This window comes from Variovorax sp. RTB1 (assembly GCF_035018765.1).
Lineage (GTDB): Bacteria > Pseudomonadota > Gammaproteobacteria > Burkholderiales > Burkholderiaceae_C > Variovorax.
Genome location: NZ_JASJXG010000007.1, coordinates 150966 through 167161 on the forward strand (window position 1 = coordinate 150966; position 16196 = coordinate 167161).

The window sequence follows — 16196 nt, forward strand, 5'->3', positions numbered from 1 at the left end:
GCGCAGACCCTGATTACGTTTCCAACTCTTTTCGAATAAGTAGAACCCCGATGAAAAACGCACCGTTCAAAAAGGCAGCCTCATGGACATGAATCGCCGCCACTTCTTCCGTGTCAGCAGTGCCGGGCTGGTCGGTTCCAGCTTGGTCGCCCTTGGTTTTTCGCCGACGGCCGCACTGGCCGAGGCACGCAACTTCAAGCTGGCCCGCACCACCGAAACGCGCAATACCTGCCCGTATTGCTCGGTGGGTTGCGGCATCATCATGTACAGCCTGGGCGACAAGGCCAAGAACGTGATCCCGGCGATCCTGCATATCGAGGGCGACCCGGACCACCCGGTCAACCGCGGCACGCTGTGCCCCAAGGGCGCGGGCCTGCTCGACTTCGTGCACAGCCCCAGTCGGCTTAAGTATCCGGAGATGCGCGAACCCGGCAGCAATGAATGGAAGCGCATCAGCTGGGACAGCGCTTTCGAGCAAATTGCAACTTTGCTGAAGGCCGATCGCGACGCCAACTTCCAGCCGACCAACGCCGAAGGCAAGACCGTCAACCGCTGGACCACCACCGGCATGCTGTGTGCATCGGCCTCGTCCAACGAAACCGGGTACCTGACGCACAAAGCATTCCGCTCCACGGGGATGCTCGTCTTCGATAACCAGGCACGCGTTTGACACGGACCTACGGTGGCCAGTCTGGCCCCGACGTTCGGACGAGGTGCAATGACCAACCATTGGCAAGACATCCAGAATGCGGATGTGGTGCTGATCATGGGTGGCAACGCTGCGGAGGCGCATCCCTGCGGTTTCAAGTGGGTCATTGAAGCCAAGAAACAGAACAAGGCAAAGCTGGTGGTGGTCGACCCGCGCTTCACGCGCTCGGCCGCCGTAGCCGACTACTACGCACCCGTACGTGCCGGCTCGGACATCGCGTTTCTGGCCGGTGTGCTGAACTTCCTGTTGAGCAACAACAAGATTCAAACCGAGTACGTTCGCAACTACACCAACGCGCCGTTCATCGTTGGGCCGGACTACAAGTTCGAGGAAGGTATCTTCAGCGGCTACAACGCAGAAAAGCGCACCTACGATGCGAAGTCGTGGGGCTATGCACTCGACGACACCGGCATGGCGAAAGTCGATATGACCATGCAGGACCCGCAGTGCGTGCTGCAGGTCATGAAGCGTCATTTCTCGCGCTACACGCCAGAACTGGTGAGCCGCATCACCGGTACACCGCAAGACAAATTCCTGAAGGTGTGCGAGTACATCGCCAGCACCAGCACCACCGACAGGACCATGACGGTGCTGTACGCGCTAGGTTGGACACAGCACAGCCAGGGCACGCAGATGATCCGCACCGCGGCCATCATGCAACTGCTGCTGGGCAACATCGGCGCCTCGGGTGGTGGCATGAATGCGCTGCGTGGCCACAGCAACATCCAGGGCCTGACCGATCTGGGCCTGCTGTCGAACTCGCTTCCGGGCTACATGTCGCTGGCACGCGACTCCGAGCAGACACTCGACGTCTACTACAAGAGCCGCTCACTCAAGCCCTTGCGCCCGAACCAGATGAGCTACTGGCAGAACTATCCCAAGTTCTTCGTCAGCATGCAAAAGGCGTGGTGGGGCAATGCCGCGACAGCGCAGAACGACTGGGCTTTTCACTACCTGCCCAAGATCGATAAGTTGTACGACGTGTTGCAGGCTTTCGAATTGATGAGCCAGGGCAAGATCAACGGGTACATCTGTCAGGGCTTCAACCCTGTTGGCGCCTTGCCTGACAAAACAAAAATCATCGCGGGGTTGTCCAAGCTCAAGTTCCTCGTGACGATCGATCCGCTGATTACCGAAACCAGCGAATTCTGGAAGAACTACGGCGAGTTCAACGATGTCAAGACGGCCGAGATCCAGACCACCGTGTTCCGTCTGCCGGCGAACTGCTTCGCCGAAGAAGAAGGGTCGCTCACGAATTCGAGTCGCTGGCTTCAATGGCACCTGAAAGGCGCCGAAGGACCTGGCGAGGCGAAGGGTGACCTCGACATCGTGGCCGGCATCTACAACAAGTTGCGGCAGGCCTATGTCAAGGATGGCGGTGCCTTCCCTGACCCGATCGTCAACCTGACCTGGAACTACAAGATTCCGTCCGCCCCCTCCGCGCAAGAGGTTGCGATGGAATACAACGGCAAGGCATTAACCGACCTCGTGGACCCGGCCGATTCCACCAAGGTGCTGGCCAAAGCTGGCGAGCAGCTTCCAGGCTTCGGACTGCTGCGGGACGACGGCAGCACCGCCAGCGGCTGCTGGATTTATTCCGGTGCATGGACGCAGGCCGGCAACCAGATGGCGCGGCGCGACAACGCCGACCCGTACGGCATCGGCCAGGCGCTGAACTGGGCGTGGGCATGGCCTGCCAACCGGCGCATTTTGTACAACGCGGCCGGGGCCGATCCAGCCACCGGCAAGCCGTGGATTGCCAAGCGCGGATTGATCAGCTGGGACGGCAAGAAATGGTCGGGCTCCGACATTCCTGACATTCGTCCGGATGCCGATCCGCTTGCAGTCGACGCAGTGCGTCCGTTCATCATGAATGCCGAAGGCGTGGCTCGACTCTTTGCCCCGACCGGCCTGGCCGAGGGTCCATTGCCCGAGCACTACGAACCTTTCGAGTCGCCGCTGGTCAACAACCTGATGCATCCGAACAGCAAGGTGGCACGCGCCAACCCTGCGGCACGCATCTTCAAGGGCGACCTGGAACGCCTCGGCGTGCCGAAGGACTTCCCGTATGTGGCAACCAGCTACCGCCTGACAGAGCACTTTCAGCAATGGACCAAGCACGTCCGCACCTCGGCCATCATCCAGCCGCAGCAGTTCGTCGAGATTGGTGAGGAGCTGGCGAAGGACAAGGGTATTGCCAACGGCGATGTCGTCAAGGTCAGCAGCAAGCGTGGCTTCATCAAGGCGGTGGCACTCGTGACCAAGCGCATTCCCGGCTTGCAAGTCGACGGACGCACCGTGCACACGGTCGGTATGCCGAACCACTGGGGCTTCGTGGGTCTGGCCAAGCCGGGCTATCTGGTCAATACGCTGACTCCGTTCGTGGGGGATGCCAACACGCAGACGCCTGAGTACAAGTCGTTTACCGTGAACATCGAGAAGGCTTAATCCATGTCCTCACTTCAAACTCTGGACATCGCGGCCCGTTCGGCCACTACACAACCTTCGCCCGACGTGCGGCATCGTCCGGCCGTGATGGAGGTTGCCAAGCTCATCGACGTATCGACCTGCATCGGCTGCAAGGCCTGTCAGGTCGCGTGCATGGAATGGAACGATCTGCGCGACGAGATCGGTGAAAACGTCGGCAGCTATAACAACCCGAACGACCTGACGCCCGCCTCGTGGACCGTGATGCGCTTTGCCGAAGTCGAGCCCGAACCCGGCAAGCTCGAATGGCTGATCCGCAAGGACGGCTGCATGCATTGCGAAGACCCCGGTTGCCTGAAGTCCTGCCCTTCACCGGGCGCGATCGTCAAATACAGCAACGGCATCGTCGACTTCATCAGCGAGCATTGCGTCGGCTGCGGCAACTGCGTCACGGGCTGCCCTTTCGACGTGCCACGCATAAGCAAGGGCGATAACAAAGCCTACAAGTGTTCGTTGTGTTCCGACCGCGTGGGCGTGGGCCTGGAGCCGGCGTGCGTCAAGGCCTGCCCGACCGGTGCGATTCACTTCGGCACCAAGGAAGCGATGCACGAGTACGCGGACGAGCGCATCGTCGACCTCAAGGAGCGCGGCTTTGCCAACGCGGGCGTATACGACCCGGCCGGCGTGGGTGGCACGCACGTCATGTATGTGCTGCAGCATGCCGACCGGCCGGGCCTTTACAGCGGCCTGCCGAAAGACCCGCACATCAGCCCGTTCGTCTCGTTGTGGAAGGGTGTGGCCAAGCCACTGGCGGTGCTGGCGATGGCCGGCGCGGTGGTCGGCAGCTTCTTCCACTACATGAAGGTCGGGCCGATCGAGCCGAAAGAAAAAGCCGGCATCGACGGCGACGCCAGCGGTGACGTGGAGATCATCGAAGGGCCGCCGCCACCGCCTAACGATGCGGCACGCATTGCGCTGGCAAGGTCTGGTCCGTCTTCGCGCGCCGATGTGCCGCCTGTGGAATAAGGAGCACGCCATGACGATTCGCTACCTGCGCCGCTACCCGGACTCGACCCGGCTGAACCATTGGTTCGTCGCGATGATGTTCGTCGCCGCAGCCCTCTCGGGGCTGGCCTTCTTTCACCCCAGCCTGTTCTTCCTGAGCGGACTGTTCGGCGGCGGTCCGTGGACGCGTGTGCTGCACCCGTTCATGGGCGTCGCGATGGTCCTGGGCTTCGCCTTCCTGTTCTTCACGGTGTGGCGCGACAACGTGCTGAATCGCGTCGATGGCGAGTGGATGAAGAACGCGCCGAGCATGTTGAAGGGCGACAAGTCCAAGATGCCGCCGGTCGGGAAATACAACGCCGGGCAAAAGCTGGTGTTCTGGGCCTTCGGGGTCAGCCTGGTGCTGCTGTTTCTCACCGGCTTCATTTTCTGGAGCCCCTGGTTCGTCGGCTTCTTTCCGATCACCCTGCGGCGCATCGCGGTGCTGGTGCACGCGTTCTCGGCCATCGTGCTGATCCTGTCGGTCATCACTCACATCTACGCAGCGATCTGGGTCAAGGGCACGATGCGGGCGATGACGCGCGGCACGGTGACCGAAGCGTGGGCCAAGCTCAATCACCCGCTGTGGCACCGCGAAATGACCGGGACTGACAAGCCGTGAATAATCGGCTCCGATGACAAGCAATACCGGCAACGCTCCCCCTGTTCGCAATATTCGGGTTCTGAGTGCTGAAGAAATCGCCTTGCAGGCCGGGCGGCAAATGCCGTTCGTGCGCCTGCCCGAGCGCCTCAATCTGTTCTCTGACCGGCAGCTTCGGCTGCGTCAGCTCGCCGCGTCGCACCCGATGCGCGAGTACCTGATCTTCATCGCAGACCTGGCAACGGCACAGCACGAGGTGCTGCAAAACTACCCGGCGGTCGCACTGCCGGATACCGAAGCCTGCCAGGCCGCCGCCAAAGCCTTGAAGCCGCCGATGCCGGCCTTCGGCTGGCCGCGCGATCCGGTTTGGCGAGATGGCCTGCGGCGGCTGCTCGGCGTGTTCAGAGAGCGACTGACCGCGGGGCCGGCGCGCGACACCGTCGACCGGTTGCTCGCCAGCCCCGACCCTTGGATCGAGCACCAGGCCGATCACTTGTCGCGTCGCATCACCTTAGGGCTCGATCTGGCGACGGCACCGTTGATCGCTGCCGGCCTGCAGACGTACTGGGCACAGCTGGCAATGCTGACTGCCGACACGCACGGCGAACGCGTCTTCGGCCAAACCGAGCCCGCGACCGAATGCCCGTGCTGCGGCAGCGTGCCGACCACGAGCATCACGCGCATCGGCGCTGAAGACTCCGGCTTTCGCTATCTGCACTGTTCGTTGTGCAGCACGCAGTGGCATTTCGTTCGCATCAAGTGCACGCATTGCGAGAGTACCGAAGGCATCCATTACCAGGAGCTGGCGGTCGAACAAGGCGCTGCGCCGCGGGCCACCGCTGGGTTGCCGGGCGCAAAAGCGGGCGCCGTCAAGGCCGAGTGCTGCGACACCTGCGGCCATTACCTGAAGCAGGTCTCGATGGAGAAAGACCCCGAGGTCGAACCCGTCGCCGACGACCTCGCCAGCGTCGCGCTGGACTTGCTTGTGTCCGAAGCCGGTTTCGAGCGCAGCGGCCACAACCTGATGCTGCTCTTCGGCGACCCTGAGCCGAGTCCGCCAGACCACGACGGCGGAGGCGGCTGATGGCCGCGCCCGAAGAGTCCGTGGTCCACGGCTCGAAGGCAAGGCCCCAGGATCTGCCCTCGGTCGACTTGCTGTTGCGCGGTGCCACGGCAAGCGCTTTGCTCCGCGAACACGGTCACACGCTGGTGGTGAAGGAAGCGCGTGCGCTGCTGGATGGTTTGCGTGCGCAAGCAGTTGCCGGTACGTTGCAAGCAGATGCAGTAAAGCCCGAAGCCGTCGCCGATGCGTTGACCGCTCGCGTGCGAAAACGCCTCGCACCGCGCATGCAGGCCGTGCTCAATCTCACCGGCATCGTCATCCATACCAACTTCGGTCGTGCTCTGCTGGCCGACGCAGCGCTGCAGCACATGCTGAAGCTCATGACGTCTCCCAACAATCTCGAATACGACCTGGCGTCCGGTGGCCGTGGCGATCGCGATTCGATCGTCGAGGAACTGCTCTGCACGATCACCGGCGCAGAGGCTGCGACGGTCGTCAACAACAACGCGGCGGCCGTGCTGCTGACCATCGCGGCGCTGGCAGGCGCAACGCCCGACAGGAGCGAAGTCATCGTCTCGCGCGGTGAGCTGGTCGAGATCGGCGGCGCCTTTCGCATGCCGGACGTGATGGCGAGCGCCGGCGCGCGCATGGTCGAGGTCGGCACCACCAACCGCACCCATCCCGCCGACTACGAGCACGCCATCAACGACCGCACCGCACTCGTGATGAAGGTGCACACCAGCAATTACATGGTGCAAGGCTTCACCGCGACAGTCGACGAAGCCGTGCTGGCGCCCATCGCCCATGCGCGCGGCGTGCCGCTCGCCACCGATCTGGGCAGCGGCTCGCTCATCGATCTTGCGCACTACGGCTTGCCGCGCGAGCCGTTGCCGCAAGAGATGCTGGCGGCCGGCTGCGATGTCGTCACCTTCTCCGGCGACAAGCTGCTCGGTGGTCCGCAGGCGGGCTTGATCGTCGGCAGCAAAGAGGCTGTCGGCCGCATCCGCAAGTACCCAATGAAGCGCGCGCTCCGCATGAGCAAGCTGCCGATGGCTGCGCTCGAAGCGACTCTCATGCTCTACCTGCGGCCAGAGCGGCTGGCACAAGACCTGCCGACGCTGCGCCTGCTGACGCGGCCGGCCGACACCATCCGTGCACTGGCGCATGCGGTTCGAGGGGCGGTGGCGGACGCGGTCAGCCCGCGCTTCACCGTCGAGGTGGTCGAACTGCTCGGCCAGATCGGTTCCGGCTCATTGCCGGTCGAACGCCTGCCTTCCGCCGGTCTTGCGCTGGCACCTGCGGGCACGTCGAAGAAAGGCATCGGCACCGCGCTCGATGCGCTGGCGACCGCGCTGCGCAGCCTGCCGCTGCCGGTGATCGGCCGCATCGCAGATGATCGGCTGTTGCTCGACCTGCGGTGCCTCGAAAACAGCGCGCCCTTCGTCGACCAGTTGCCCGCCCTGCGCGAGCGGCTGCAATAGACCCCACTTCCGCCTGACTCATCCCATGTCCCATCTCGACCTGCTTACCCCCATCCTCGCCGACACCCTGGCGCCACTGGCCCAGCGCACCGACACCGAGGGCCGCTTTCCGCGCGAGGTGATCCGGGCTTTGGGCAGTGCGGGCCTGCTCGGACTCGTCTCCGCGACCAGCGTGGGTGGCATGGGCAAGGGCCTTGCAGAAGCAGTGCAGATGGTGTCGCGCATCGCGCAGACCTGCCCTTCGACGGCGATGGTCGTCTGCATGCACTACTGCGCGACGGCGGTCATCGAGCAACAGGGCAACGAGTCGGTGCGCAAGGCCATCGCCGCGGGCAAGCATCTCAGCACGCTGGCTTTCTCCGAAGCCGATTCGCGCAGCCACTTCTGGGCGCCCACCGGCACCGCACGGCTCGACAGTGGCGACCAGGGCGACGCTGTGGTGCTCGACGCGCGCAAGAGTTGGGTCACATCGGCCTTCGAAGCCGACAGCTATGTGTGGTCGAGCAAGCCGCTCGCGGCCGAAGGCGCCAGCACGCTCTGGTACGTCGAGGCCAAAGCAAAGGGCTTGAGCCAGCCCTTCAAGTTCGACGGACTCGGCTTGCGCGGCAACGCCTCGACGCCTGTCACCGCCGAGGGCGTCCGCGTCGCGGCGACCGATCAGTTGGGCGAAGACGGCAAGGGTTTCGACACCATGATGGGCGTCGTGCTGCCGTGGTTCACCTCGCTCGCCGCGGCGTGCTCCGTCGGCCTGATGGAAGGCGCCATGTCGCGCGCCATCGGCCATGTGAGCCAGACGCGCCACCTGCATCTCGACAGCTCGCTGGCCGACCTGCCGACCATCCGCGCCTACCTGGCACGCGGCCGCATCAAGACCGACATGGCGCAGGCGCTGCTGGACGACACGGTGGCCGCCATCGGTGCCGGCGGCGCCGACACCATGCTGCGCGTGCTCGAAGTCAAGGCCGCTGCCGCCGAGACCGCGCTCGAAGTGACCGACATCGCGATGCGCGTGTGCGGTGGCGCCGCCTTTCGCAAGGAAGCCGGCATCGAACGCCTGTTCCGCGATGCACGCGCATCGAGCGTGATGGCGCCGACATCCGACGTGCTGTACGACTTCATCGGCAAGGCCATCACCGGCCTGCCGCTGTTCTGAACATCGACCAATTACTGAAAGAACACCGCATGTCAGAACAAACTCTGGTGATGGGCGCAGTCGCCTATGCGCCCAAGGTCGTCACCATCTGGGAAGGCTTCAAGGCCTTCTTCATCGCGCACGGCCTGCCCTTCGACTACGTGCTGTATTCGAACTACGAACGACAGGTCGAGGCGCAGTTCGATGGCTCGATCCACCTCGCGTGGAACTCGCCGCTCGCGTGGGTGCGGGCCGACCGCATCGCGCGCAGCAGGGGGCTGCAGGTGAAGTCGGTCGCGATGCGCGACACCGACATCGACCTGCGCTCGGTGATCGTCGTGCGCGCCGACAGCGACATCGAGAAAGCATCCGACCTGCGCGACAAGACGATCGGCGCAGGCGCGCTCGATTCACCCCAGGCCACGCTCATTCCACTGGACCATCTGCGGACCGAAGAAGGCCTGATCCAGCGCGACGATTTCACGCTCAGGATCTTCGACGTGCTCGGGGGCAAGCATGGCGACCACATCGGCGGCGAACGGGATGCGGCACGCGCGTTGATGGCCCACGAGGTCGATGCGTGCTGCCTCATCGCGGGTAACCACCTGGCCTTCGGCCTCGACGGCACGCTGCCCGCCGGCAGCACACGCATCATCGCGAGCACCGCGCCCTTCGACCATTGCAACTTCACGACCAGCCCCGGCGCGCCGGAACGCCAGATCGAACACTTCGTGACGCTGCTGCTGTCGATGCGCTGGGACGATCCGCTGGTGCGCCCGCTGCTCGAACTCGAAGGCCTGCGCGAATGGCGCACCGGCCGCACCACTGGCTACGCACAACTCGAACGCGCCGTCGACAACGAAAAGTTCTACAGCCAAGATGGCCGCATCCTCAACACCGACTATCGATATTGAGTCGCTCGGGCTCGAACAAGGCGCCCTGCTGCTCATCCGCCGTGCGCTGGCCGAGGTGCCTGCGAGCGGCGAACTGCGTGTGCAAGGCACGGCGCCGGCGTGGGACATTCACCTGGAAGCATGGTGCCGGCAGCAAGGGCACGGCGTGCGCTTCGACAAGGGCGAGTCCGGCGCAACGCAGGCGCTGTTGACACGCGCATCGCACGCCGAAGGGCGCTGGCATGGCGCGCAGTCTGCGAGCGACGCGCCGGCCGAAGACGCCCTCGCTGGCTGGGGTCTGGCCGCACGCGGAGCCACGGTCGAGGCCGGTAGCCCGCCCTTCGCCTTCACGCTGCATCGCCGCAACGAGCTGTGGGCAGAGACCGCCGGCGCGCTCTACGCGCAAGCCGCCGCAGCGCAATGGGATCCGGCCACTGCCGTCGATTGGGACGCACCGTTCGACCTGCCGCCCCCCGTCGAAGCAGCCGTGGTGCAGGTCATGACGTACCTGATCGAAAACGAGAACGCCGCGCTGCTGGTGCCGGCGCGGCACCTCGGCCAGATCCATCCGCACTACCGCGAAGTGCTGCAACTGCTGGCGCTGCAGTGCGCCGACGAGGCGCGCCACATCGAAGTGTTCACGCGCCGCGTGGCCTTGCGCGGCGGCAAGCCTGGGTTGTCGACCGCGGGCGGCCAGGCCAGCTTGCAGTCGCTCTTCGAGGCGCCGGATTTCTCGATCGCGACCTTCCTGCTGTCGGTGCTCGGTGAAGGCAGCTTCATCAACCTGCTGAACTTCCTGCATGTGCACGCGCCCGATCCGGTGACGCGGCAGATCGCCCGGCTGGCGGCGCGCGACGAGGCGCGGCACGTGGCCTTCGGCATGGCGCACTTGGAGTACCGGCTGGCCGAGGAGCCCGACTACCAGCTCCGTTTGCGCAATGCGATCGAGCAGCGCTACGACGCGCTTGCCAATACCGCAGGCCTGAACGAAGAAGTGTTCGATGCGCTGGTGCTGCTGGCCGCCGGCGAGCTCACGGTGCCGGCCATCGCGCGCGGGCACGAGGCGGTGCAGCAACTCAAGCGCGAGATGTCTGCCGGCCGGCGTGCGCGGCTCGGGCGGTTGGGCTTCGAGCGTGCAGAAGCAGATCGCCTGGCTGACATGCACACGCGCAACTTCATGTGATGGCCAGGCGCGCGTCATGATCATCGGCACCGCAGGTCACATCGACCACGGCAAGACGACGCTGGTCCGCGCGCTCACCGGTGTCGACACCGACCGGCTGCCGGAAGAGAAGCGGCGCGGCATCTCTATCGAGCTGGGCTACGCGTACCTGCGCACTGCCGATGACGTGTCCCTGGGCTTCGTCGACGTGCCTGGCCACGAGCGCCTGCTGCACACCATGCTGGCCGGCGCCACCGGCGTCGACCACGCCTTGCTGGTGGTGGCGGCCGACGACGGCGTGATGCCGCAAACGCGCGAGCACCTGGCCGTGGTCGCGTTGCTCGGCCTGCAACGAGGGACTGTCGTCATCACGAAGATCGATCGCATCGATGCCGCCGAACGCGACGTGCGCGTGGCACAGGTGCGCGCCGACATCGATGCCCTGCTCGCCGACACCTCGCTCGCAGGCGCGCCGGGCTTCGCGCTGTCGGCAACGACCGGCGAAGGCATAGATGCCCTGCGCAACCACCTGGTCGCGGAGGCAGTCCGTCTTGCTCCTTCCCTTCCCGGGCGAAGGCAGGAATGGGGGCAAGCATCCAACGATGCCCAAGCCTTCCGCCTCGCAGTAGACCGCTCCTTCACCCTCCCCGGCGTTGGCACCGTCGTCACCGGCTCCGTCATGGCAGGCCGGGTAAACATAGGCGACGAACTCATCCTCGTCCCCGGCGAGCGCAAGGTGCGCGTGCGCGGCATCCACGCGCAGAACGAGCAAGCCGAGTCCGCGCATGTCGGTCAGCGTTGCGCCCTCGCGCTGGCCGGCGTTGCCAAAGAAGAGGTCCATCGCGGCCAGTGGGTGTGCGCGCCCGGCATCGCGCTGAGCACCGATCGCATCGACGTGCAGCTCACGTTGTGGCCCGGCGAGGCGCACGCACTGCGCTCCGGCACGACCGTGCACACGCACCTCGGCACCAGCGACGTGATGGCTTCGGTCGCATTGCTCGACCGCGATGTGCTGGCACCCGGCGACACCGCGCTCGCGCAACTCGTGCTGCGCGAACCGATGACCGCATGGCACGGCGACCGCGGCGTGCTGCGCGACGCATCCGCAGTGCGAACCATCGCAGGCGTGCGCGTGCTCGATCCCTTTGCGCCCGTGCGCTATCGACGAACGCCGGAGCGCCTGCACGCGCTGGCAGCGTGGGCGCTGGACGAGCGCGCCGCGCTCGTGGCGGCGCTCCTCGCCAGCGCCCCACTCGGCATCGATGCAGACCGCGTGACGCGTGCGCTCGCGCTGCAGCCAGATGTGGCGTTGCCGTTGCCAGCCGATGCCGTGCGGCTGGCCGGCGCATCGACTGCAAGCGCTCTGAACACCGGCTCACTCATCGCCGGCACGCACTTCGCTGCGCTGCAACAGCGCATCACCGACCGCCTCGCAGAATTCCACGCCACATCGCCCGAAGAGGTCGGCCCCGACCCGCGCCGCCTCAAGCGACTTGCCGCACCACGCACCGGCGATGCGTTGTGGCTGCACGCCATCGAAGCGCTGCTCGACCACGGCGCATTGGCACGCAGCGGCCACTGGCTGCATCTGCCCGCGCATGCGGCCGTGCTCAGCGCCACCGAAGAGCGGCTGGGCCAAAAGCTGTTGCCCGTGCTTGCAGACGGCGGCTTCGATCCCGCCTGGGTGCGCGACCTCGCCAAAGGCTGCGGCGCATCGGATGCGGTCGTGCGCCAAACCCTCGCCAGCCTGGCGCGGCGCGGTCTGACATTCCAGGTGGTCAAGGACTTGTACTATCCAGCGGCGACCATCGAGCGGCTGGCCGCACTGGCACGCGACTGCCTCGCGTTACCGGAGGGGCTGCAAGCCGCAAGCTTCAGAGACGCGACCGGCCTCGGTCGCAAGCGCGCGATACAGCTGCTCGAATTTTTCGACCGCGTCGGCTATACGCGACGCGTCAAGGATGTGCATTTGCTGCGGCCCGATACCGTGATGTTCGGTGCGTCGGGCAGCAGCAAGCCTGCTGCGTCGTCGTCGTCGTCGACATGAATCGTTCCATGAGCAACAAGACATGGAAGGGAATCGTCCCTGGTGGGGCGGCCGGGCTTCAAACCCGGTGGGTGGCGCCACGCGTCGCCGGGAGGGTTCGACTCCCTCTCCCTTCCGCCCTCGGTCCAGCGAGACGGTAGCGTCTCCTGTTGCCGGAGCACCAGTGCTCGGCGTCAAGTCCGACGCGGCACGGCGCGGTGCCGAGGCAAGGTGCTTTGGATCGTTCTGACGAAAAGGTCGGCAACGCTTCCAACTTCCATACCTCGGGCACCTAGTTGCCTGCCCCACGCAAGGAATCCCCATGACTGCAACATCACCGTCCCCCGACGCGCTCGATAACGAATCGCTGCTTGAGCAAGCGAGACACGAGGCCCAGGAAAAGATTGCTGAGCTGCACCTCGAAGAGGGCACCGTGAAGTCCGAAGGCGGACAGAACTCGCCCAGCCCCGAAGACGTCATTCCCCACCAGGCGCCCGAAGAGGCGCCTTGAGACCAGACCGGTAACCATCCGTCAAACCCACGATGTCGATACAACCAGACTCTTACGAAGTCCGCAGGCGTGACGTACTCGCGAGCGGCATGGCCACTGCCGCTGGCGCAGTGCTGCCCATTGCGGCAAGCCGTGCGCAAACGGTCGAAACATCTGCACCCAAAGGCGCGGGACCCCTGCCCATGATGCCCATCGAACTCAAAGTCAACGGCCAGAGCCACGCCCTCGACCTCGACACCCGCACCACCTTGCTGGACACGCTGCGAGAACACCTCCATCTCACCGGCTCCAAAAAAGGATGCGACCACGGTCAATGCGGTGCCTGCACTGTGCTGGTCAATGGTCGGCGCATCAACAGTTGCCTCACGCTGGCCGCGCTGCACGACGGCGACGAGATCACAACGATTGAAGGGTTGGGAACGCCCGGCAAGCTGCACCCGATGCAGGCTGCTTTCATCAAGCACGACGGCTTCCAGTGCGGCTACTGCACGCCGGGCCAGATCTGCTCTGCAGTCGGCACGCTGCAGGAAATCAAGGCCGGCATACCGAGCCACGTGAGCGTCGACATCAGCGCCATTCAACGGGCCACGCCGGAAGAAATACGCGAGCGCATGAGCGGCAACATCTGCCGCTGTGGCGCCTACGCCAACATCCTCGACGCCATCCAGGAAGTCGCCGGAGACGCCGCATGAAGCAGTTCACTTTCGAGCGGGCCTCGACGCCCGCCGGTGCGGCCGCGTCGCTGGCCAATACGCCCGGCGCCAGGCTCATTGCAGGCGGCACCAACCTGCTCGACCTGATGAAGCTGCAGATCGAAACTCCGACGCACCTCATCGACATCAACCGCCTGAACCTGGGCCAGGTCGAAGACATGCAAGGCGGCGGGTTGCGTATCGGCGCGCTCGTACGCAACACCGACCTTGCTGCACACCCGCGCGTGCGTGCCGACTACGCCGTGCTCAGTCGCGCTTTGATGTCAGGCGCCTCGGGCCAGTTGCGCAACAAGGCGACGACCGCAGGCAACCTGCTGCAACGCACGCGCTGCCCCTATTTCTACGACACGACCAAGCCTTGCAACAAGCGCCAGCCGGGCTCTGGCTGCTCTGCGATAGGCGGCTTCGATCGCAACCTGGCGATCTTGTCGACCAGCGACCAGTGCATCGCAACGCATCCGAGCGACATGGCAGTCGCCATGCGCCTGCTCGACGCCTCGGTGGAAACGGTGCTGGCCGACGGCACGCGACGCGCGATTTCGATCGCCGATTTCTATCGCCTGCCCGGCACCACGCCACAGGTCGAAAACACCCTCGCGCGCGACGAAATGATCACCTCAGTAACGCTGCCGGCGCCGTTGGGCGGCAAGCACATTTACCGCAAGGTGCGCGATCGCGCGTCGTATGCGTTTGCGCTGATCTCGGTGGCGGCGGTGGTCCAGCCCGATGGGCGGGGGCGCTTCGCCTATGGCGGTCTGGCACCCAAGCCGTGGCGCGTCGAGGCAGCGGAGTCGCAGGCCGATGCTGCGTCGATTGCGCGCGTCACGCTCGCAGGCGCACGCACCAGTGAACACAACGCGTTCAAGCCGCTGCTGGTGGAACGCACGCTGGCTTCGGTGCTGGCGGAAGCGAGGAGTTGAAATCATGAAGTTCGATCAACCCGCGACCCGCAATCCGATCGACCGTCTCAAGGTGGTCGGTAAACCGTACGACCGTATCGACGGCCCACTGAAAACCACCGGCACCGCGCCCTACGCCTATGAGCGGCACGACGTGGTGCCCAACCAGGCTTACGGCGTCATCCTCGGTGCTGCCATCGCCAAGGGGCGCATTCGGCGCCTCGACACCAGCGCCGCGCGCGCGGCACCCGGCGTGATCGCCGTGGTCACCCATGAGAACGCCGGCAAGGTCAACAAGGCCAAGGCCATCACCGCCAAACTGATGGCGGGGCCCGAGATCGATCACTTCGATCAGGCGGTGGCCATCGTGGTGGCCTCGACGTTCGAGCAGGCCAGAGCGGCCACGCAGCTCATCGTGGTCGAGTACGACCGTCTCGAAGGCCGCTTCGACCTGGCCAAAGAACGTGCCTCGGCCGTGAAGCCGAAGATGGACGACCCGCCGGACACTGCCGTCGGCAATTTCGCCGAGGCCTTCGCGAACGCCCCCGTGAAGGTCGACCAGACTTACACCACGCCCAACCAGAGCCACTCGGCGATGGAGCCGTTCGCCAGCATCGCGTCTTGGCAGGAGGGCAAGCTCACGGTGTGGACCTCGAATCAGATGATCGCCTGGGCGAGGCGCGACTTGGCGGAAGTGCTCGGCCTGCAGCCGGCGGACGTCCGTGTCGTGTCGAGCTATGTCGGTGGCGGCTTCGGCTCCAAGCTGTGGATTCGCAGCGACGTCGTCATGGCGGCGCTGGCGGCACGCGTGGCCGGCCGACCGGTCAAGGTGGCGCTCGCGCGTCCGCAAATTCCCAACAACACGACCCATCGCCCCGCGACGATCCAGCGCATCCAGCTGGGCGCCGGTAACGACGGCAAGCTGGTCGCGATCTCGCACGAGAGCTGGTCCGGTGACCTGCCCGGCGGTCAGCCCGAAACCGCCGCGATGCAGACGCGCCAACTCTACGCGGCTGACAACCGCATCACATCCCACCGTCTCGCCACGCTCGATTTGCCCGAAGGCAACGCAATGCGCGCACCTGGCGAGGCGCCTGGATTGATGGCGCTCGAAATCGCCATGGACGAGCTGGCGGAGCGCCTGAAGATGGACCCGGTGGCGCTGCGCATCGCGAACGACACCCAGGTCGATCCCGAGAAGCCCGGCCGTGCGTTCTCGCACCGCGACCTCATTGGCTGCCTGCGCATCGGGTCGCAGCGCTTCGGCTGGGAGCAACGGCGTGCCACGCCGGGCCAGGTGCGCGACGGCCGATGGCTGGTCGGCATGGGCATGGCCAGCGCGTTCCGCGGCAACATGACCATGAACTCGGCGGCGCGCGCGTCGCTGGACGGCAAGGGAGTGGTCACGATCTCGACCGACATGACGGACATCGGCACCGGCAGCTACACGGTCATTGCGCAGACTGCGGCGGAGCTGCTCGGCGTCCCGCTCGAACAGGTGGTGGTGCGGCTGGGCGACTCGGACTTTCCGGTGT

At 65.2% G+C, this 16196-nt stretch carries 13 protein-coding genes and 1 tRNA gene; all 14 read left to right on the top strand.

Annotation, left to right across the window (positions count from 1 at the left end):
* Positions 1-82: 82 nt before the first annotated feature.
* Positions 83-3157, top strand: coding sequence for a formate dehydrogenase-N subunit alpha (gene fdnG / locus QN397_RS07600; protein WP_323495450.1), 3075 nt, complete (start codon positions 83-85; stop codon positions 3155-3157).
* A gap of 3 nt (positions 3158-3160) precedes the next feature.
* Entirely contained in the window at positions 3161-4162 is a 1002-nt protein-coding gene (gene fdxH / locus QN397_RS07605) for a formate dehydrogenase subunit beta (RefSeq protein WP_323495451.1), read from the top strand.
* 10 nt (positions 4163-4172) lie between these two features.
* Positions 4173-4802, top strand: a complete 630-nt coding sequence (locus QN397_RS07610) for a formate dehydrogenase subunit gamma (protein WP_323500556.1) — start codon at positions 4173-4175, stop codon at positions 4800-4802.
* Between the two features lie 13 nt (positions 4803-4815).
* Positions 4816-5865: a formate dehydrogenase accessory protein FdhE gene (fdhE, locus tag QN397_RS07615; protein WP_323495453.1), complete on the top strand. Its 1050-nt coding sequence runs from the start codon at positions 4816-4818 to the stop codon at positions 5863-5865.
* The gene (gene selA / locus QN397_RS07620; protein ID WP_323495454.1) at positions 5865-7325 is read left to right on the top strand and encodes an L-seryl-tRNA(Sec) selenium transferase; all 1461 of its coding nucleotides are present in this window, start codon (positions 5865-5867) and stop codon (positions 7323-7325) included. The genes fdhE and selA overlap by 1 nt, the downstream gene beginning before the upstream one ends.
* 25 nt (positions 7326-7350) lie before the next feature.
* Positions 7351-8478, top strand: coding sequence for an acyl-CoA dehydrogenase family protein (locus QN397_RS07625; protein WP_323500557.1), 1128 nt, complete (start codon positions 7351-7353; stop codon positions 8476-8478).
* A 29-nt stretch (positions 8479-8507) separates the two neighbouring features.
* Positions 8508-9371, top strand: coding sequence for a phosphate/phosphite/phosphonate ABC transporter substrate-binding protein (locus QN397_RS07630; RefSeq protein ID WP_323495456.1), 864 nt, complete (start codon positions 8508-8510; stop codon positions 9369-9371).
* Entirely contained in the window at positions 9337-10533 is a 1197-nt protein-coding gene (locus QN397_RS07635) for a ferritin-like domain-containing protein (protein WP_323495457.1), read from the top strand. Before QN397_RS07630 ends, QN397_RS07635 begins: the two co-directional genes overlap by 35 nt.
* A 16-nt stretch (positions 10534-10549) precedes the next feature.
* Positions 10550-12559: a selenocysteine-specific translation elongation factor gene (gene selB, locus QN397_RS07640; RefSeq protein WP_323495458.1), complete on the top strand. Its 2010-nt coding sequence runs from the start codon at positions 10550-10552 to the stop codon at positions 12557-12559.
* Between the two features lie 24 nt (positions 12560-12583).
* Positions 12584-12676 (top strand) — tRNA-Sec (locus QN397_RS07645).
* A 184-nt stretch (positions 12677-12860) separates the two neighbouring features.
* Positions 12861-13049, top strand: coding sequence for a hypothetical protein (locus QN397_RS07650; protein WP_323495459.1), 189 nt, complete (start codon positions 12861-12863; stop codon positions 13047-13049).
* Positions 13050-13081: 32 nt separating this feature from the next.
* Positions 13082-13741, top strand: a complete 660-nt coding sequence (paoA, locus tag QN397_RS07655) for an aldehyde dehydrogenase iron-sulfur subunit PaoA (RefSeq protein ID WP_323495460.1) — start codon at positions 13082-13084, stop codon at positions 13739-13741.
* Positions 13738-14682 (top strand): xanthine dehydrogenase family protein subunit M, encoded by a 945-nt coding sequence (locus tag QN397_RS07660; RefSeq protein ID WP_323495461.1) that lies wholly within the window; start codon positions 13738-13740, stop codon positions 14680-14682. The genes paoA and QN397_RS07660 overlap by 4 nt, the downstream gene beginning before the upstream one ends.
* 4 nt (positions 14683-14686) lie before the next feature.
* Positions 14687-16196, top strand: a 1510-nt coding sequence (locus tag QN397_RS07665; protein WP_323500558.1) for a xanthine dehydrogenase family protein molybdopterin-binding subunit, incomplete at its 3' end; no start/stop codon positions are given.